Here is a 20,962-nt window from a genome sequence, read left to right on the forward strand (position 1 = left end):
ACTTACAGATTGATTTTGATTCGTTTTGTGGCATTCGTACAATTTTTTAAGCTGATGCTGTTGTAATATTGCTTTTTTATCAAGAAACTGATTTATTTTCTGACAAAGGCGCATGAATTATTAAAAATTCTATAGAATAAATCGAAATAATACTTGTTAAACAATTATTAATCTTTATTTTTGCGCTGTTTTTATTAATTCTAAATAAGAATAAAATCACTAACCAAAAAATTAAAATCAATGAAATATCTTAGTTTAAGAACATCAAAGTTTTTATTTATTATCAGCCTTTTATTTTCGGTCTTTTCTTCTTTTGCACAACAAAATGGTGGAAAAATTAAAGGACAAATCACAACCTCTGACGGAAAATCGGCTTCGGGAGTTATTATTACACTTAAAAATTCAAGATATAAAACCATTTCAAATAGCGACGGCAGCTTTAGACTGAACAAAATAGCAGAGAATATTTATACTCTGCAAGCTTCATTATCGGGCTACGAAACGATCGAACAGGAAGTTACGGTTGCCAACAATGAAACGACCAATGTGACTTTGCAATTGAAATTTAATGGTAAAGAAACCAACGTTTCTGAAGAGAATGGCGATCAGTTAGATGAGATAATCGTCTCGGCCAGTAGAAAAGTAGAAACTTTATCAAAAACACCTTCTTCGGTAACTGTCATTAATGCTAAGGATATTGAAGATTTATCGATTGTGAGTCCAAATATTGCCAATATTGTGGCATTTGCGGTTCCAGGCTTAGGATCGGGTACAAACAATACAGGGAATTACGGTCAGACACTTCGCGGTAGAAATCCCTTAGTTTTGATTGATGGAATTCCGCAATCGACGCCATTGAAATCTGCAGGACGTGAGCTGCGTTCTATAGATCCTTCTGTAATTGAACGTATCGAAGTCATTAAAGGAGCAACTGCTATTTATGGAAATGGTGCTGACGGAGGTTTGATTAATTACATTACAAAATCAGGTAAAACTCAAAAGAAATTCGCCGGATACAGTGAGGCAGGAACTAACGGAAATATAAAAGGTGACAGTACATTAGGATACCGCTTCAATCAGCAGTTTTATGGGAAAATCAGTAAGTTCAACTATATGGTAGGCGGAACTTATGAAAAAACGGGTGTTTTTCGTGATGGAGGAGGGAAGGTTATTTCTCCTGAGTACGGATTAGGAGAAACTAAAACGTATAATGTGTTTACTAAAGTAGGTTACGATTTAACCCCTAAGCAAAGAATTGACTTCATGTACAATTATTTCAGTTCGAATCAGGATTCGGATTTTATCCTTAAAAATGGAGTATACGGAGTAAGTCCTGCAATTGGAGTATTGGGTAACAGGCCTGGTGTAGACGAAGGAAATCGTTACAATCACAATGCGAATCTTCAGTATGTAAACAGAGGGATTTTTGGGAGCACTTCACTTACAGCTAACTTGTATTTTCAGGATTTCCTGACGGCATTTTCTAACTCTACTTTTTTCTACGGAAGCGGACAATCACAAACGGCATCTACCAAAAAAGGGGTAAGAGTATATTTGAATTCTCCTTTTGTAATTTCGTCAAACTTCACGGGTGATGTGACTTACGGATTCGATTTATTGAACGATAAAACGAACCAAAAACTGGTAGACGGACGTGTTTGGGTTCCGAACATCGATATGGTCAATCTGGCACCTTATGCACAATTATCGACACAGCTGTTTGGCGACTGGAATGTAAAAGCAGGTTTGCGTGCAGAAAACATTAAAATCAATATCGACGATTACAATACTCTTGCTACCGGTGCAAATGGAGCGGGAAGTATTGCTGTAAAAGGGGGAAAACTTAATTATGATGCTTTTGTTTTTAACACGGGTATTCGATATTCAAGATTTAAATTCTTCAATCCGTTTGTGAGTTTTTCTCAGGCTTTTTCTGTATTTGATTTAGGAAGGGTTTTAACCAATGCAAAACAGGATGCCATCTCTAAGTTGGAGACAGAACCAATTATTGTCAACAACTATGAAGGAGGTTTTAGCAGTCAGTTAGGAAAATTCAATGTAAGTGCTTCTTATTATTTGAGTACATCAAAATTAGGAACCAATTTGATTCAGGTAGACGGATTTTTAGTAGCAGAACGTTTGCCGGAAAGAGTTTGGGGATATGAGGTTCAGGCCGATTACCAAATTCTTAAGGAATTGACAGTAGGGGGTAACTATGCCAATGTACAGGGAAGAGGGGATAAAGATTCTGATGGGAACTTTTACGGACCAAACGATATTTATTTGAAATCAAACCGAATTCCTCCGGTTAAAATTACAGGTTACGCAAAGTATGGCGGTAAAAGATTAAATGTTGAATTGTACTGGATGTATGTTGGTGATCGTGATGTTTTCAAACCAAATGCCAAAGGAGCTTATGCCATTGGAGAAGGACCAATTCATTCTTTCAATTTATGGAATCTGGCATCTGCTTATAAAGTAACAGATAGCATCCGTGTTAAACTTGGAATTGAAAATATATTCAATACAGATTATTATCCAACAACTTCGCAGTTTTTTGGTACAAATGCCAATTATACAAGAGGAAACGGTACCAGATTTAATTTAGCACTGGGGTATAGCTTCTAAAAGATAGCTTTCCAAATAATATTATTTTGTTTTTTTATTTAAAGGTTCCTGACGCAGTTTTGTCAGGAGCCTTTTTTTGTTTTGAAGGGTAAAAAAAGTCACAGTATTCAGTCGCAGTTTTCAGTTTTAATGTGTACTGATTACCGTGACTGAATACTGCGACTTGTTTTGAAAGATAAAAGAAATAGTCACAGTTTTCAGTCACAGTGCTCAGTTTTAATGTATACTGATTACCGTGACTGATTACCGTGACTGACTACTGCGACTGCAAACTGCAAACTGCGACTGAATACTTAAAACCTATAAAGCCCCTTCTAATTCCAGTGACTCCTTAAGTAAAGGATAGTTTACTTTTCCGTTTGGTGTAAGCGGAACGTCTTCTATGTGCATCACTTTTAAAGAACTGGCGTGAAGATTTAGTTTGGCTTTTAGCACTTTCAGAATCAATTCTTTGTTCAGATTTTCGTCGGTGTACATTACGGCCAGATGTTTATCGTTTATTCCGATACAGATAAACGTTTGCCCACCCAATGCATCTTTCAGCAATAATTCTGTTTCGTCAAGATTGAGACGTACTCCGAACAATTTCACGATTCGTTTGATTCGGCCTACAATATAGTAGTAACCTTCTTCATCTTGTCTGGCCTTGTCTCCGGTGTGGAGTCTTTCCTGTTCTTCATAAAACTGAAGATCAGCTCTCACATTGGCATAACCACCATAGACATTTGGACCAATGTAAATCAGTTCCTCTGTTTCGTTATCGATCTCAAAACGTCCATTTTTAACTGGTAAACCAATAGAAGTTCCTTTTCGCAACAGATCTTTCGGAGGCAAATAAGCCATACGACCGGAAGCTTCTGTTTGTCCGTACTGCGCAAAGAATTGCTTGCCGAATTTCTCACTAAAATCTGAAATTGCCTCAATTAGTTTGTGATTCAGCATTCCGCCCGTATGGGTCAGGTAACGTAAGGAAGGATGATCTTTCTTGAAGAATCCAATACTGTACAGCATCTCATAGAAGTACGGAACTCCACCTAAGGTAGAGTATCCGTACTTTTTGAAATCGGCCCAGAATTCTTTTTGAAAAGCATCTTTATCTGTACAAACAATCTGACTGGCTTTGATACAATTGGTGGTAAAAATCGACAAGCCATACACAAAATTGATCGGTACATTTAAAGGTACTACATCATCTGACCGGATTGGCATATACTCCATAATCGATTTTGCATTGTGTACCAGGTTTTCATCAGAAAGCCTAACAAATTTAGGCGATCCTGTAGTTCCGGAAGTGCTTAGCAAAAGTTTTATTTTGGCATGTATCGGGTAAATTAAATTTACGTTTCGTTTAAACAATACTATCGTTTCGGATGCATTTACAGCCGTATAGCCTTCTATTTCAGTTCGCGTAGGGTCATAGATATAATAAGGAGTATATTTCTGTTCCAGATTTTCCTTAAAATTTTCGAGTAAACCCATTCCCAACAAAGCAATCGTAAACCTGCTCTGGTAAAAATTTAAAAGCGTTTCAATAGCCGGTAACTGATTGTCATTGTAAATAAAAACAACTGAACGGATGTTTTCGATTTCCAGTGACTGATCCATTTCTGCAATAGATTTTGAAACTCCGGTACTGGCGTCGGTAAAAGTCAGCTTTTCATTTTTTCTGATTAAATCGTATAGTTCCATAAGTTTAGTGGTCTATTCTAATTGATTTCAAATCCGTATTTTTTAAGAATGTCTTTAATTTTTGCTACACTTCCCATCTCCAGAATGTCTTCCATTTCGATTGAGATTTTGTAAGTACTTTCAAGTTCTTCTACTAATACCAAATGACTCAGCGAATCCCATTCGGCTATAGCCTGATATTCCAGTCCGTCGTTTACTGCCTCAACAGGAATTTCAAAAGCTCTTGCAAATACTCCGTGTAATTGTTCTATTGTACTCATTGTTCTATTATTTAATATTAAATTGATATTTTTTATTTGTTGTCTAATGTTTTGTGATGTAATTCATATGCAATAGATATGACGCTCCTCCGGAGCTTTCGCAAAAAAATACGTTATAAATGCTATAAATATGATGCTCCTTTGGAGCTTTTACAAATGTTATCTCATTGGAACGTAATTCTATAGATATGACGCTCCTTCGGAGCTTTTACAAAAAAATACGTTATAAATGCTATAAATATGACGCTCCTCTGGAGCTTTTACAAATGTTATCTCATTGGAACGTAATTCTATAGATATGACGCTCCTTTGGAGCTTTTTATAAATGCTAAGCCCCATCGGGGCAAAATATTTATAGAAATTGGTAAAATCGTTTCAATAAACCCCAACGGGGTGGCATATTTTGAACCGCTTTAGTTTTAAAGCTTTGTATGTTTCCATTTTCCTTTTCGGAAAACAACGATACAAGCCACGGCCAATATAATTTCTGAAACAAGGATGGCCGTAAAAACACCATTGGAACCCAAATCAAAAGAAATTCCCAGGGCATAGGCAAGCGGAATCTGTATGACATAGAACATCAGGATGTAAAGCCAGGTCACCACTTTTACTTCGCCGGCCGCATTAAGGGCTCTTGAAATCACCATCGTATAACCTAATAATATGTAGGCTATCGAAATTAGATGAATGTACATGGTACTAAAAGAGATCACCTCAGGAATGTCAGTAAAGATTTTTATAACCGGAACAGCAAGGAATATCCAGCAAATTCCAATTAAAACCAGAAATCCCATGTTTAACATTCCCGCTCTCCAAACCGATTTTTCGGCACGTTCGGGCTGTTTGGCTCCCAGATTTTGTCCGGTTAAGATTCCTGCGGCATTTCCAAGACCCCAGGCCGGCATCGTAGCGATAGAAGTGACTCTTTGTGCCAGAATGTAACCTGCAAGAGCACTCTCGCCAAAATGCGACATGATCTTAATCATGAACACCCAACTTGATGCCGGAATGATAAATTGTACGGTACCGCCAAAAGCAAGTTTCAGTACTCTTTTGAAAATAGCAAGATTGAAGACCATTTGTGCCAGACCAATTTTTAACATGGTTTTTGCCCTTATCAGATACCAGGCCTGATACAGTACTCCAATTACTCTCGCAATTAAAGTGGCCAGTCCAACTCCCAATAAACCGTATGCCGGAATAGGACCCCAGCCATAAATAAATACCGGACACAGTACAATGTTCAATGCATTGGAAAGCCACAGTATTCTCATAGCTGTCGAAGCGTCTCCAACACCTCGAAAGATTCCATTTACGACGATTCGAAGAATCAAAAATCCGCTGGAAGCAAACATGACGATGCCGTAAGTTCTTCCTTCCTCAACCATAGCAGCCGAAAGTCCCATAGCACTCATAATATCAGTGGTACAGATGGTACAGACAATGCTAATCAGGGCGGCAATAGGTACTGTAGCATAAATCACCTGCATGGTGGTTTGACCTGCAGCTTTGAATTTTTTCTCGCCAATTCTTCTGGAAATCATCGCGGATGCCGCTATCCCCAAACCAATGGAAACCGAGTAACAAAAAGTGATAAAAGTAGTGGTCGCTCCCGCAATTGAAATGGCATTCGTACCCAATCGGCTTACAAAGAACAGATTGGAACATACAAATAGGGATTCCATCAGAAGCTCAACCACCATTGGAACTGACAGTAAAAGAATGGTTTTGTTAATACTGCCGGATGTGAAGTTTTTTTCACTTCCGGCAAGAGAACGCCTTAATAAACCAAAGAAGGAGCGTGTTTTTAAAAGGGCTTCTTTCATTAGTTTTCTTTTGCTGTTACTATTTCTTCATGGATTAACTGATGTAACGGATTCGGTACAAAACCACTTTTCTTCATGTGTGGAAATCCGGCCGTTTCTTCATAACCATTATACAAACGTCGGCTATTGAAAATAAGACGTTTGAATTCAGGTATGAACATATTGTACTTGTCGAATATTTCCTGAAGCTCAGGATGTTCTGCCTGATATTCGATGATAATATCGTAAACACAATTCCAGAATTCCTTCTCTGTGTAGTTAGCGTTTGTAATCATAACGTGACTCAGGTATCTGAAGAAGGCATCAAAAATGGCGATAAGTATCGTTAATGGTGCATTTTCAGGATTTGGAGAGGCATTAAACAAGTTATCAATAAATTCCTGCGGCAATTTTTTCTTTGCTTCTTCATTAATTAAAATATCTCCCACAAAGTCCTGCAGGGCAATACGTGTTGGCACATAATCTTTTAGAATCAGAATCACATTTTGTCCATGTGGATCAATAGATAACGAATGCTGGTAATAAATCTGAAGCACGGGCTTAAGATACGCAGTCATATAAGCTTTGAGCCATTGTTCTGTAGAAAGACCTGACTTTTCTATCAGTTCTTGTACAAGACTTTTTCCGGTGTTGTCTACATATAATAATGCCGCCATCGTCATTAAATTCTCTCCTTCTCTAAGGGAATTTATAGGACTTTCGCGCCACATAGCCCCCAAATATTCATTGTACTGGTAAGGAGGATTGTCAATTTTACTATAACTCGGGTGGGCATAGGTAACCGAAACGACTTCACCTAAAAGTACAACTCCCATTTTTTGCAAGTGCTCGTCTTTTTTAAGAACATTTTTCAGATACTCTGTCAAACGTGGCGCTATCAATAATTGTTTAGGAGACAAACCTCTAACATGGCTGGTGTTTAAAATAGACATTGATGTTTTTACATAATGTTTATGAGGTGCACTTTCGTTGAAAAAAGTACGAATACTTTGTTGAGGGCTGTAAATGTCTTCGGTTAGCTCTAATGGGATAAGATGTTTGGAAGCAATATCATTAGAGAATTGCATCACGAGTTTATTTTGCCATTGCCATACATGCACCGGAATAAAAACATAATCATACGGATCTACATTTAATGCCGCTAACTTGTTTCTAAAGGCATCCAGTTTTTCTTTGCCAATTTCATTTTCATAAAAATCCTGATCGTTCACATCGGTCTGTAAACGCAGATTAGCTCTGTTTTTATGAGCAGCAATCCAAATTAAACGTGTTCTTTGATCAGACTCCGGATTGTATTTTGTATAATCTTCCGAGTCAAAACCAATACGCCCCTTGTTGACTATTACCCACGGGTGGCCATCCAGACTGTGTTCGATCGTTTGAAAATCAGCATCGGCTAGTTCCGCAGCAGGCACACGACGGTTTGACTGAATGTAAGCATCGGCGTATAAGGTGTGCAGTAACTCTTCGATATAATGGGCCAGGGTAAAAGAGTTGATACCGAAAGTTTCCTGAAGTTCGATAAAGAAATTCGGTACATCGATATGTTCTAATTTTACTTCATGTTCCACTTTACAAAGGCTGTCTTTAACAATATGCCAATAGTTAAGAAATCTCGGATAAGCCGAAAAAGTATAGTAAATACTCGCGGTGTCGGTTTCTAATCTGAAATGGGTAAGTCCATCCTCATCTTTAGCGGTTATTTGAGGGTTCGCGACGTCTTCACGCATCAATTCCGAAATACTTTTGGCAAGTAAGTTTCGATTGACCTGATTCCAAATATCGGCGTTGAGGTGCTGAGCGTCTTTAAAGGTATTTTCTGGGGTTATCATCTGAGTTGATTTTTAGTATGATCTAATGGTTTACTTGCTCGTTTACTAATTCCAAAACATTCGCCGATGAAAATTCAGGAGTTGCTCTTTGTACTCCGAATTGTTGAAAAGCAATACGTTTTTCAACCTTATACACTTCACGATTAGCGATTTGGTTAATGATGTACGAATTTCGATAAGCACCCATTCCCAAGTCCGGAGTCGAAAGTCCATGCGTATGCAATTCAGCATTCTGAACAAAAATATCCGTACCGTTTTTGTCAATAGTATAATTGCGATGTACTTTGAATAAGCCATTTTCCAGTCGGCCAATTTTGTCCTGAATTCCTGAAAGAATTGTGGGTTCTTTATATTTGTAACCCGTTGCCAGAATCACATAATCGGTTTGATCCTCGAAAGGCTGCTCCAGTTCTGTTTGTACAAAATCAAGTAAATGCGAACCATCCGTATCTTCTTTTACCGAAGTCAGGCGCATATTCGAACGCAATTCTACATTTAGTGGAGTGTCTTCTAAGCTCATCTCGTACAAGCTGTCGAAAATCTCGTTAATCAATTCGTGATCAATCCCTTTGTATAGCCCATGCTGACTGTCTAAAAGCTGTTTTCTTTTTTGTGCCGAAAGACTGTGAAAATGATCTACATATTCCGGAGAAGTCAGCTCCAAAGTCAGTTTGGATTTATTGTCAAGCGGGAAGAAGTGTGACGAACGGGTGAACCATTTCAATTGCAATCCGTCTTCCGTATCCGGTAAAAGATCACGGAATACCTCGGCAGCACTTTGTCCTGAACCAATGATTGTTACCGACGCATTTTTCTGAATCTGAGGTTTGAAATACAAATATTGAGAGGCATGAATCACATTTGGAAGAGCTTCTGTGTCAATAAAATCAGGTACATGTGGTGAAGTTCCCGTACCCAAAACTATTTTATGTGTATAATAAACTGTCGTAACACACGACTGAGTATGGATCACCGTAACTTTGTACACATCATCAACAGGGTCAATTGAAATCACCTTGTGCGAAAATTTAAGGTTGCTTAACTGAGCCGCCGCCCATTTGCAATATTCATTGTACTCTCTTCTGTAGATAAAGAAATTTTCGCGGATATAAAATTTATAAGCACGTCCGCTTTGTTTGATGTAATTTAAGAAGCTGTATTTATTCGTTGGATCGGCCATGGTAACCAAATCGGCTAAAAACGGAACCTGTAAAGTGGCATTGTTTAGCATTAAACCCGGGTGCCAGTCAAAGCCTTCCGATTGATCAAAAAACAGTGCTGATAAATCTTCAATGGGTTCGATAAGTGCGGCTAGTCCAAGGTTGAAAGGACCAATTCCAATTCCGATTACCGAATATATTTTTTCTGTATTCATTGTGGTTATTTTATGAATTAAACTTGTGGGGCTGAAACGATATTTTTTTGAAACTCTTCGGCAGCCGGGAATTTAGCCCAGTACCATTCTCGGTAACAAAAGTTCAGATTGGCTTTTTTATGAGGCATTTCGATTACTTTCTGAATTTTAAATCCAACGTGAGCTTTGTTCATCATCGAAGCGATAGAATCTACAGAACCTTCACCTACCATTTTGCCTACTTTTGATTCGCTCAATACAAAATCCATCATAGACTGAGTTGCCGGAGAGCCGTATTTCAGTTTCGGATCTGTTGGCGCGATAAACTGGTGCGTTCCATAATCAGACGGAAGTACGTCATAGTATTCTCCCACAATGTCACGGCTCGCCCAATATACTTCGATATTAAAAGTAGGAACACCATTAGCTTCTCCAATGTAACTGTGCGAGTGACCACCAGGAAGCAACGTGCGGTAAAACACCTCCAAATCGCGGATTGGCCAGTTCATCTGCCAGATTTTCAAAGCATGTTCGCGGTGAAACCACTCGTGAAGCATCTCCAAATCTTTGTCTACATCTACCGGACGCAAGGTGATGGTTACATTTTCTTTCTCAAAATAACGGCTGAAAACAGTAGTGTTTGCTTGTGGCTGAATTAATTTTTTAGAGAAATAGTGTCTGTTTAAAGGATTTGGGAAAGTTTTGTACACCGCCGGATTGGTTCTTGGTGCACTGGCCTCATCCATATTGTTTAAACTGGTTAGTAAATTTCCTTTTACGATTAATTTGACACTTTCGGTGAAATGTGAAACTAAGCCGGTTACATCTGATTCTCCCTCTTTTCTGATAGCTTCGTAAATCAGGTTAAGCAAAGTATCTTCGTCAGCAAGTTTGTTTTTACCCAAAGCACTCACAATTCCAAGCAAGTGATTGATTAAGAAATAATAACCCCAGAAATCAATAATTCTTTTTTCAGCAATAAAAGAACGGCTGTCTTTACCAAATTCCGGAATCAAACGTTCCAGTTCTTCTACTTGTCCCTGACGGAAAAAGTATCCCTGATTGTCTCTGAAATAGAATTTTGAAGGGAAAAGATTTTCATCGAATTCAACCATTACATTCTGTTGGTGAAATTCTGATCCAAATCCGTATTTGTTGAAAATACCAATTAAAGGCGTAAGGCTAATATTCAGGTATTGTTTGAACCAGGCAATAGCAGTGTCTGCTACTGTTAAGTCTTGTCTTTTTGCCGATTCTTCAATCAGAGTTACGATTCTTGGCAGCTCAGTCAAAATGTTATCCTGTGTCAAAGAAGCTACCAGCGTCACATTTTTATTGGCGTTGGCTCCATGAAAAGGATTTTGACGGATACTAGTACTGAAACCATCGATAATTTTATCTTCAAAAACCACCGTGATGAATGCAGGATCGGTAATCAGCTGAATTTGTGGATAGTCTTTCTGAATGCCTTTTCCCCAATCTGTTTTCATCAACTGCGCGGCATCATAACCACGATTAAGTTCGTGTAGGTAATTGACGCGGAAAGAGTTGGTGATTTTCACATGCAGTGAGAATTTATACATCCATTCGCTTTCGTCATTGTACACGGTACGAACCGATGAGGTTGCCGCATAGGAAGGACCAAATTGCCCCAGACTGAAAAGCAGTTGTCTGGATTGCATTTCTTTTACTTCTTTTTGCTCTAATAGATAGTTGGCTTCCCAAGGGTGTGCAGGTACTACTTTGTATTGCGAATAAAAATCCAGTAATTCTTTGGCATTTTTATTGGCATACTTTGAAATTTCATTTCTCAGATAATCGGTGATCAGATAGTCTTCGGCACTTTTTTCGGCTACATTTTCCGGGTGAATCAGGAAATAGTGAAGCGGGAATTGTCCTTGGGTTTCAGGAGAATATTGAACCAATTCGTCCTTTGTAAATCCTTCTCTGCTTTTTGGCAACGGATGCACGGTATGCCCCAGGATCAAAGATTGTTCAGAAGCTATAAAAGACTGTTCCGGATTGTTGGCTGTACGGTCACTGTTTTTGTAATGTTCCAGATATAGTGCCAGATTTTCGATGCTGTTTTGCATACGTTTTTGCGTAGGAACAGGATCAATATCAGGGTTTTCTGTTTTAGAATATGCCGCAACAAGTTCTGTAAATTCGATTGGATTTATTTCTCGGAATGTATCTGTCGCAATAGTGCGTGACACTACGGGAAATCCGAAGGCATGTACGCCACTTTGAGAAAAATAAACCAAAGGAGCAAAAACTTCCTGGCCAATAGCAGTGAAATCAAATTTAAGAAAAGAACTATGATCGATAGTTTTCATAAATTCGGCCAAAGCAGGGTCGTATTTTGGAACACCTTCGTATTGGATCCAATTGCTAAATTCTCTGCAATAGCAATTGAGCAGGGATTTGTAGTTTACTTGTTCTGCCAGTTGGTAAAAATTAGTTGAGTCTGTGGTATTCATCTCCGTTTTGTTTTATGAGGTTAAGAATGTTTTTAATATCATTTAGGGTGGTAAGAGGATTTAAAATGGTGAACTTCAGGTAGAATTCTCCATTTACTTTGGTGCTGGCTACGAGTACTTCTCCGCCATAGAAAAGTTTCTCTTTGATGTATTTGTTGACCTCACAAGAGTTTGATTCAACGGGTCCGTCCAGATAGCGGAACAATAAAATACCAATATCAGAGTGGCATAACAGTTCAAAATTCGGATCGGTTTCAATGTAGGCGGCGGTTTGTTGAGTGATTTCGATTAGGGCTTCAGTAAATTGTCCAAGTTTTTTCTTGCCCATATAACGAAGAGTAAACCAAAGTTTCAAAGCATCAAAACGGCGTGTAGTCTGAACAATCGATTTATTAACCTGAGCCGGAAGCACATCGTAATTTTGTTCTTTTGGATTCAAATAATCAGCGTGATGCTTGATAATGTCGAGCTGAAGTTTGTCTTTTACAATAAAAGCACTGCTGCTCACCGGTTGGAAGAACGATTTGTGGTAATCGATGGTTACAGAATCGGCCAATTCGATACCGTTTAATAAATACCTTTGTTTCTCTGTCAGTAATAATCCACATCCATAAGCAGCATCTACGTGAAGCCATAAATTATAGCGGTTGGCGATATCAGCGATGCTCTTCAAGGGATCTACGTTACCGAAATCGGTGGTACCTGCGGTTGCGGTAATGGCAATTGGAATATTTCCTCTCCTAATTTCGTCGGCGATTGCTTTTTCCAGTTTTTCAGGATCCATGCGGTATCTTTGATCCACTCCAACATTTACGATTGCCTGTTCTCCAAGACCTAAAATCCAGGTGGTTTTATGATTGCTGAAGTGCGCCTTGTCTGAAACAAAAATTCTGTATTTGTGTGCATCCGGAGGAAGACCTTCCAATTTGATATTCCATTTTTGATACTGCAAAGCATAATAATCTCTCGCTAAAAGCAAGCCCATCAAATTACTTTGAGAGCCTCCGGCTGTAAAAACACCATCACCCTGAGTATAGCCAATCTGCTCGCTTGTCCAGTCAATTAGTTTTCTTTCGATAAACGTTCCACCGGCGCTTTGGTCGTAAGTATCTTGTGAGGAGTTGATAGCGCTGATCAGAATTTCTGCCGCTAGTGCCGGAATAACAACCGGACAGTTTAAGTGTGCAATATATTCCGGAAGGTGAAAGGCAGTGGCGTGGTTCACATAAAGCTCGTCTACTTCGTTCAGCAGACTTTCGTAATCGGGTAGTGGAGTGTCAAAATCTATCTCTTCAACTTTTGCTCGGATTTCTTCAGGTTTGATTCCACTGAAAGGTTTTTTATTATTTTTTAGGAAATTCGAAACGCGTTCCTGTGCTAATTTCATGGCTTGAGCGTATTCTGTTCCGGAGTTTTGATGGAAAATGTCTTTGTAAAAATCCTGGTCCGGCTGGACTCCTTTTTCGGTGACTTCTGTACGAATCAATGTGGTATTCATAAAATAGTTGTTTTAAGGGGTTAAAGTTATTTTTCAGTCGAGGTAAACGACTTTTTTAGATAATGGGGTTCTCTTTTTTTTGGAGGGTTTTAAGGCTTCGGGATAATACCCCAGATAAAGAAGCCCTAGTGATTTTTCATTTTCTGAGAGGCCAAATTTTGCCACATAATCGATAGCTACTCCTTTGGTACTCCAGTAACTGCCCATTTTATGAGCATGACAGGTAAGCGCAATATTTTGCACAGCAGAAGAGACTGCAGCAATTTCTTCCCATTCAGGCAGGTCAATTTTGGTGTTTTTCACCATGACTACTCCAATCATGCAGGCTGCATTGAGCGGATAATTTTCGAGATAAGAAAGCTTGTCTTTTTGATCTTCAGGAGATAATTCAGTATAGAAATCTCGGTAATAATGAGCCATATATTCGCCGTACTTTTTCAAATATTTACCCCTAAAAACGATAAACCTCCAAGGCTCTGTCATTTTGTGGGTAGGAGCCCAGGTGGCATTCGTCAAAATTTCTTCAAGCAATTGATCCGGTAATTCTCCCTTGATAAACTGATTGGCGTAGACGCTTCTCCTGTTACGGATGTTCTTCGAAATTTTGTTTAATTTATAAGAAGAGTCTGATAGCTTGATTTTACTGGGGTTGTTCTTAATTTTCATTTATTTTGGAAATTTTTCTAAGAAAATTCTTTTTTATTTTGGCCAAATAAAAATAAATTTGTAAGTAATTCTTATTTAGAATGAATAAGAATAGTGAGTAGCAAAAGTATAAATTAATCTGGTAGAAAAAAATGTTTTTTTAAAAATTTATACGAATGAACGTACACTTGGTTTTGAATTTCTTTAGTTTTTATTATTTAATAAACTGATTATTAGTTTTTTGTGTTTTGGTGTTTAAAGTCTTTTTACAGCTATTATTAAATTGTAAAAAAGAAGTTACGTGTAATTTTTACAGATAAAAAGTGAGATAAGAATACTGGTTTTATTTTGTATTCTTACAAGAAGTTGAACAATGAAAGGAGATCAGCAGGGAAGGAGCATTTAGCCTGCTTTTAGGAAGTTTTTAGCAAAATTTTAATGGAAGTATTCTCGTCCATTTAGAAATAGAAAAGGGGTCGGAATTTTAGAATTTTGAAGCTCTTTTTTGAGTAAAAATGCCTTAGGATGGATCAATTTAATTTTGAATTGAGAATAGTTGTTCTAAATTAACTTTTAGATTAGATAAAATGTTTTAATTTTTAGTTTTGAATGTGATAATTACAGTTTTTATTGCCATAAACAAGTAAAACCATAAAAATTAGTAGCTTCTTGTTGTAAGTGTAAAATTATTTTGTGACATCGTTTAAATTTGTGAGGTGCGAAAAATCATTATATCTCTCTTCATCTTTTTAATTGTATCCAATATTGGGTTCTTTCAGCAGTTTTATAAATTGCCGATATTGCTGGAGCATTTTAAGGAACATCAGCAAAGACATGATATCAGTTTTTTTGATTTTTTGGAAATGCATTACTGGGGAGAAGATTTAAAAGACAATGATTCTGATCGTGATATGCAGCTTCCGTTTAAGAACATATCCGGACCTTACGTACAGCTGGTGTTTGTTCCGCAGGACAAGCCCGTATTTTACATTCCTTTTACCGTTGGATTTTCACAATCGGATACAATTCCTTATACCTCAGATTTGTATTCAAATCCTTCCTTGTTTTCGGTATTTCGTCCTCCTATAGCCTAATTTAATATTATAGAATTTTTATTGTGGTTAAGACATTTTTGATGTTTTAGCCCTGGCATTACTATATTCAAATAAATTAAATTATGCTTAATAAGATCATACAGTTCTCCGTTAAAAATAAACTGGTAATTGGGATCTTCACGTTGCTATGGATTATCTATGGCGTGTTTGAAGTAACCCGTTTACCCATTGATGCGGTTCCTGACATCACCAACAATCAGGTACAAATTATAACAACTGCTCCGTCTTTGGGGGCAGAAGATGTAGAGCGTTTAATTACATTTCCAATCGAACAGGCGATTAGTAATATACCACAGCTGAAAGAAAGCCGCAGTATTTCGCGTTTTGGACTTTCGTTGGTTACGATTGTTTTTGCAGACGATACCGATGTGTATTGGGCGCGTCAGCAGGTGGCCGAACGATTGCAAAAAGTAGAAATTGCAGAGAACGCCAATATTCCTGAAATGGCACCTGCCACTACAGGTCTGGGCGAAATTTATCAGTATGTTTTGAAACCGCAACCCGGATATGAAACGAAGTATTCTCTGGAAGACCTGCGTACCATTCAGGACTGGACGATAAGAAGACAGCTTCTGGGAACTCCCGGAATTGCTGATGTCGCTACTTTTGGAGGGAAACTAAAACAATATGAGGTTGCCGTTAATCCGTCGCGGCTTAAAGCGCAGAACCTGACTATTAAAGAAGTTTTTACAGCACTGAGCAGTAATAACGAAAACACGGGTGGAGCTTATATTGAAAAAGGGCCAACGGTACTTTACATTCGAAGCGTTGGACTGACCCGAAATATAAAAGACATTCAGAATATTATTGTCAAAAATACACAGGCCGGAACTCCGATTCTGATTAAAGATATTGCAGAAGTAAAAATGTCTTCTGCTATACGCTACGGAGCCTTAACGACAGACGATATTGGTGAGTCGGTTGGTGGAATTGTAATGATGCTTAAAGGAGAGAATGCGAATAATGTGATCGTAAAGGTTAAAAAACGGGTTGCTGAAATTGAGAAGATCTTACCCAAAGGTTTAAAAATAGAACCTTTTTTAGATCGGACTAAAATGGTAGATAATGCTATTGGAACGGTAGAGAAGAATCTTATTGAAGGAGCTTTGATTGTAGTATTGGTACTGGTACTTTTTTTAGGCAATTTGCGAGCAGGTTTTATTGTGGCTTCGGTAATTCCTTTGGCCATGCTGTTTGCAATTATCATGATGAATACGTTTGGTGTGAGCGGGAATTTAATGAGCTTGGGTGCGCTTGATTTTGGTTTGATAGTCGATGGTGCCGTAATTATTGTCGAAGCCATTTTGCATCATATTCATTCCGCCAAAAAGTACAAAGAGATCGATTCTATTTCGCAAGAGGAGATGGATAAGGAAGTGACAGGTTCGGCAGGGCGTATGATGAACGCTGCAGTATTTGGACAAATTATTATTCTGATCGTATACCTCCCAATATTATCATTAGAAGGCATCGAAGGAAAGATGTTCAAGCCAATGGCACAAACGGTAGCCTTTGCTATTTTGGGTGCTTTTATATTATCCCTTACTTATGTTCCAATGGTGAGCGCCTTGTTTATTAGCAAGAAAATAAGTCATAAGCCCAATTTATCCGATCGAATAATGACAAAACTTGAGTTTTATTACGAAAGAGTTTTGTCACGAGCATTGCAAGTTAGAAAAGGGATTGTGATTTCAGCTTTCGTTTTGTTTGGTATCGCCTTGTTGCTTTTTAGTCGAATGGGCGGTGAGTTTATACCACAACTGGAAGAAGGTGATTTTGCTGTAGAAACCCGTTTACTACTGGGGACAAATTTGTCAACGACCACAGCAACCATTGAGAAAATTTCGACGGCATTAAAAAATACTTATCCGGAAGTGGAAAAAGTAGTTTCCAGAATTGGGAGTGCCGAGATTCCAACAGATCCTATGCCTATAGAAGGAGGTGATATGATTATTGTCTTAAAAGATAAATCAGAATGGACCAGCGCTTCTTCGTTTCCTGAACTGGCCGATAAAATGACCCAAACCGTTAAAGAGGTTGCTCCGGGAGTTACGACTGGTTTTCAGTTTCCGGTTCAGATGCGTTTTAACGAATTAATGACAGGAGCAAAGCAGGATTTGGTTTGTAAAATTTATGGCGAAGATCTCGATAAACTGGCAAAATATGCCGAGCAGTTAGGCGCGATTAGCACTACTGTAGAAGGAGCTACGGATCTTTATGTGGAGAAAGTTACCGGAATGCCACAAATTGTTATCGACTACGACTGGGCAGAAATGGCGAAATACGGCATTTATGTTTCGGATATCAATCAAACCGTAAATGCCGCGTTTGCAGGAGCTGTAGCAGGCAGTATTTATGAAGGAGAAAAAAAGTTCGATATGGTGGTACGTGTAGAAGCTAATGGACGGAAAGATATTGAGGATGTTCGTAATTTACTGATTGCAACCCGCTCCGGAATGCAGATTCCGTTGTATCAGGTAGCTTCGGTAAAAGAAGTGGAAGGTCCGAACCAAATTCAGCGGGAAGATGCCAAAAGGAGAATTATTGTTGGTTTTAACGTAAGAGGACGGGATGTTGAATCTATTGTAGAAGAATTACAAAAGAAAGTAAACAGTCAGATCAAATTTGATCCGGGTTATTATATTACCTATGGTGGTACTTTTGAAAACCTGCAACAGGCAAAATCGCGCCTTGGAATTGCAGTCCCGTCAGCTTTGTTTATGATTTTGGCCTTGTTGTATTTTGCTTTCCGATCTTTTAAAGAAGGCATTATCATTTTTACTGCCATTCCTTTGTCCGCAATTGGCGGTGTTTTTGGACTGGCTTTGCGGGATATGCCGTTTAGTATTTCGGCCGGAGTTGGTTTTATTGCCTTGTTTGGAGTAGCCGTTTTGAATGGAATTGTTTTAATCTCCGAGTTCAACCGCATACATAAACAAGGTGAAATTATCGATCCGCTTCAAATTATCATTACCGGAACCAAAAACAGGTTGCGTCCTGTATTGATGACAGCTGCTGTTGCTTCTTTAGGATTTTTACCTATGGCTTTGAGCAATGGCGCAGGAGCAGAGGTACAGCGTCCGTTGGCCACGGTCGTGATTGGCGGACTGATTACGGCTACTTTGCTTACACTTTTTGTACTTCCTGCGATTTATTTAATGACGTATCATACTAAAGTTTTTTCTAAGAAAAATAAAAAACATAAGATGGATAAACTGACTTTACTGGTGCTGGCTTTGTTTCTTACGGCTTCCGTACAGGCACAAGATGCACCTATTTCGCTTGAAGAATCTTTATCAATAGCGATGCAGCACAACAGAAGAATTAAATCTTCTCAATTGAATGAGAGATCAAAAGAACAATTAGAAAAATCTGCTTTTGATATTCCTAAAACAGCTTTTACTGCCGATTATGGTCAGTTTAATAGCGCTGTAAACGACACCCGTTTTGGGATTAGTCAGACTTTTGCTTTTCCAACAGTATATGCAAATCAGAAAAAAGTACTGAGAGAGCATCACAATGCCGCAAAAGCAGAATCGCAGCTAACAGTACAGCAGGTTAAGTCGAATGTGAGGAACTTATTTTATGATTACATCTGGCTCAACAGTAAAAAGGAATTGCTGACTTATGCCGATTCGATTTACAGATTAATGGAACAGAAATCAGAGCTGCGCTATAAAACAGGAGAAACTACTGTTTTGGAAAAAACCGCTTCTCAATCGGCACGGCAGTTTTATATGAACCAGCTTGCAATGGTGAATAAAGATATCGTCATCACGCTTAAAACGTTTAATACGGTTCTTCAGGATAGCATGGTTCATGTGCCCGCTTCAGAGACTGTAAAAAATGATTTTATGGTTTCATTACATCAAAGTAAAGATACTGCAGAGCTTCCTCAGGTACAACTTTCAATGTACGAAGCAGAAGCGGCAAAATGGAGATGGAGAACGGAACAGTCCAAAATACTCCCTGATATTACCATTGGCTATAATAATTTAAGTATCATTGGAACACAAACAAACACTATAGGTAATGATATTTATTACAATGGTAGTCAGAGATTTAATTATTTCAATTTCGGTTTGTCAGTTCCTCTTTTTTTCGGCAGTCAGTCCGCGCGTAATAAAGCTGCCAAAGTAGATTATGAAGCATATAAAATGCAGGCAGAAACGACAAAGATTGAATTGAAGGCAGAGATTGTCAATGCGGTAAATGAAATCGAAAAATACAAAGAAAGCCTTTCCTATTATGAAAATGAAGGATTAAAAAATGCGACAATCATTATCGATACTGCCAATAGTCAATTGGAAAATGGAGATATCGATTACCTGCAATGGGTTTTAGTGGTCAATCAGGCGATCACCATAAAAAATGAATATTTAGACCGAATTAACGATTACAACAAAGCCGTAATTGATTGGCAAACCCTTAATAATTTATAAAATAATGAAAATATATAGCAGTATCATTTTTGTTTTTCTATGCTTGGTTTCCTGCCAGAGCGATAAAAAAGAACCACAAAGTAAAAAAGTACTAAGACCCGAAAATAGTATTCAATTAAGCGATGCACAGATCAAAAATGCAAAATTGGTTGTTGGTCGTCCTAAAGAAAGAACAGTAAAAGGAATATTACAGCTTCAGGGAACAGTGACGGTACCTCCGAAGAGTGTGGTAACAGTGAGTATTCCTTTAGGAGGTTACATCAAAAAAACGGATTTAATGACAGGTATGCATGTTAGAAAAGGGCAAGTATTGGCGGTAGTCGAGGACATGCAATACATACAATTGCAACAGGATTATCTTACCGCGAAAGAAAAATTTCAATTGGCCCAAAGTGAGTTTAACCGACAAAAGGAACTTAATGTTAAGAAAGCAAGTAGTGATAAACTATTGGAACAGACTGCAACTGAGATGCAGACACAACACATTTATATGTCATCATTAGCCCAAAAACTAGGGTTGTTAGGGATTAATGTCAAAAAACTAACCGCTTCAACAATAAGCAAAACAGTTGTGATTCATTCACCAATCAATGGGTTGGTTGCTAAGATTAATGTGAATGTGGGAAAATACATTTCAGCGACCGACATGCTTTTTGAGTTAATCGAAATGAGCGACATTGTCCTGATGATGAATGTTTTCGAAAAAGACATACAGCTGCTTTCAGTCGGGCAGGTTGTTACGGCTTTCACTAATGCGAATCCGTCTAAAAAGTATCAGGCAAAAATTGCTTATATCAATCAAAGTCTAAATGATGATCGTGCGGCAGAGGTGATTTGTAAAGTGAATCAATACGAAAGTTCGCTAATACCGGGACTTTTTATTAATGCCGAGGCAGAGTTTGACAATGCAAAAGCGCTTACAGTTCCGGATGATGCTGTGGTAAGATGGCAGGGTAAGTTTTTTGTTTTTTTGAAGGCTGGTGCGTACAGTTTTAAAATGGTTCCCGTTGAATTGGGTACTGCCAGTCAGGGATACCGTCAGATTAAATCTTCGGCTATCAATACCTCTTCGGCTGTTGTAATCAAAAATGCTTATACGCTGCTGATGGCTTTTAGAAATGGAGGAGAGCAGTAGGTTGTAGTTAAGAAAAATCCCCCAGTTTCAAAAGGGACTGAAACTGGGGGATAATAAA

12 protein-coding genes are annotated in these 20,962 nt (G+C 38.3%); 4 read left to right on the forward strand and 8 right to left on the reverse strand.

The window, feature by feature from the left end; genetic code table 11:
- The first annotated feature begins 240 nt into the window (after nucleotides 1-240).
- Nucleotides 241-2,628 (forward strand): TonB-dependent receptor, encoded by a 2,388-nt coding sequence (locus tag LNQ34_RS23470; RefSeq protein ID WP_202702902.1) that lies wholly within the window; start codon nucleotides 241-243, stop codon nucleotides 2,626-2,628.
- A 300-nt stretch (nucleotides 2,629-2,928) separates the two neighbouring features.
- On the opposite strand, the gene LNQ34_RS18215 is transcribed toward LNQ34_RS23470, so the two are convergent.
- The 8 genes from LNQ34_RS18215 to LNQ34_RS18250 form a co-directional block, all read right to left on the reverse strand.
- The gene (locus tag LNQ34_RS18215; RefSeq protein ID WP_230000751.1) at nucleotides 2,929-4,317 is read right to left on the reverse strand and encodes an AMP-binding protein; all 1,389 of its coding nucleotides are present in this window, start codon (nucleotides 4,315-4,317) and stop codon (nucleotides 2,929-2,931) included.
- A 17-nt stretch (nucleotides 4,318-4,334) separates the two neighbouring features.
- Nucleotides 4,335-4,577 carry an acyl carrier protein gene (locus LNQ34_RS18220; protein WP_230000752.1) on the reverse strand — a complete coding sequence of 81 codons (243 nt, stop codon included), beginning with the start codon at nucleotides 4,575-4,577 and terminating at the stop codon, nucleotides 4,335-4,337.
- A gap of 419 nt (nucleotides 4,578-4,996) precedes the next feature.
- Nucleotides 4,997-6,403: an MATE family efflux transporter gene (locus tag LNQ34_RS18225; protein ID WP_230000753.1), complete on the reverse strand. Its 1,407-nt coding sequence runs from the start codon at nucleotides 6,401-6,403 to the stop codon at nucleotides 4,997-4,999.
- On the reverse strand, nucleotides 6,403-8,235 hold the full coding sequence (locus LNQ34_RS18230) for an IucA/IucC family protein (RefSeq protein ID WP_202702899.1): 1,833 nt from the start codon (nucleotides 8,233-8,235) through the stop codon (nucleotides 6,403-6,405). The genes LNQ34_RS18225 and LNQ34_RS18230 overlap by 1 nt, the downstream gene beginning before the upstream one ends.
- Before the next feature lie 22 nt (nucleotides 8,236-8,257).
- Nucleotides 8,258-9,610 carry a lysine N(6)-hydroxylase/L-ornithine N(5)-oxygenase family protein gene (locus tag LNQ34_RS18235; RefSeq protein ID WP_230000754.1) on the reverse strand — a complete coding sequence of 451 codons (1,353 nt, stop codon included), beginning with the start codon at nucleotides 9,608-9,610 and terminating at the stop codon, nucleotides 8,258-8,260.
- A 17-nt stretch (nucleotides 9,611-9,627) separates the two neighbouring features.
- On the reverse strand, nucleotides 9,628-12,069 hold the full coding sequence (locus tag LNQ34_RS18240; RefSeq protein WP_202702897.1) for a GNAT family N-acetyltransferase: 2,442 nt from the start codon (nucleotides 12,067-12,069) through the stop codon (nucleotides 9,628-9,630).
- Nucleotides 12,047-13,567 carry a pyridoxal phosphate-dependent decarboxylase family protein gene (locus LNQ34_RS18245; RefSeq protein WP_230000755.1) on the reverse strand — a complete coding sequence of 507 codons (1,521 nt, stop codon included), beginning with the start codon at nucleotides 13,565-13,567 and terminating at the stop codon, nucleotides 12,047-12,049. Before LNQ34_RS18245 ends, LNQ34_RS18240 begins: the two co-directional genes overlap by 23 nt.
- A gap of 33 nt (nucleotides 13,568-13,600) precedes the next feature.
- Complete coding sequence (locus LNQ34_RS18250; protein ID WP_230000756.1) at nucleotides 13,601-14,233, reverse strand: nitroreductase family protein; 633 nt, start codon at nucleotides 14,231-14,233, stop codon at nucleotides 13,601-13,603.
- 695 nt (nucleotides 14,234-14,928) lie between these two features.
- Between LNQ34_RS18250 and LNQ34_RS18255 the strand changes: the two genes are divergently transcribed.
- The 3 genes from LNQ34_RS18255 (at nucleotide 14,929) to LNQ34_RS18265 (ending at nucleotide 20,904) form a co-directional block, all read left to right on the forward strand.
- The gene (locus LNQ34_RS18255; RefSeq protein WP_202702894.1) at nucleotides 14,929-15,306 is read left to right on the forward strand and encodes a hypothetical protein; all 378 of its coding nucleotides are present in this window, start codon (nucleotides 14,929-14,931) and stop codon (nucleotides 15,304-15,306) included.
- An 83-nt stretch (nucleotides 15,307-15,389) separates the two neighbouring features.
- Entirely contained in the window at nucleotides 15,390-19,769 is a 4,380-nt protein-coding gene (locus LNQ34_RS18260; RefSeq protein ID WP_230000757.1) for a CusA/CzcA family heavy metal efflux RND transporter, read from the forward strand.
- A gap of 4 nt (nucleotides 19,770-19,773) precedes the next feature.
- A complete protein-coding gene (locus tag LNQ34_RS18265) occupies nucleotides 19,774-20,904 on the forward strand; it encodes an efflux RND transporter periplasmic adaptor subunit (protein WP_230000758.1) in 1,131 nt (376 codons plus the stop codon).
- The last annotated feature ends 58 nt before the right edge of the window (nucleotides 20,905-20,962 follow it).

The organism is Flavobacterium lipolyticum, assembly GCF_020905335.1.
GTDB classification, from domain to species: domain Bacteria; phylum Bacteroidota; class Bacteroidia; order Flavobacteriales; family Flavobacteriaceae; genus Flavobacterium; species Flavobacterium lipolyticum.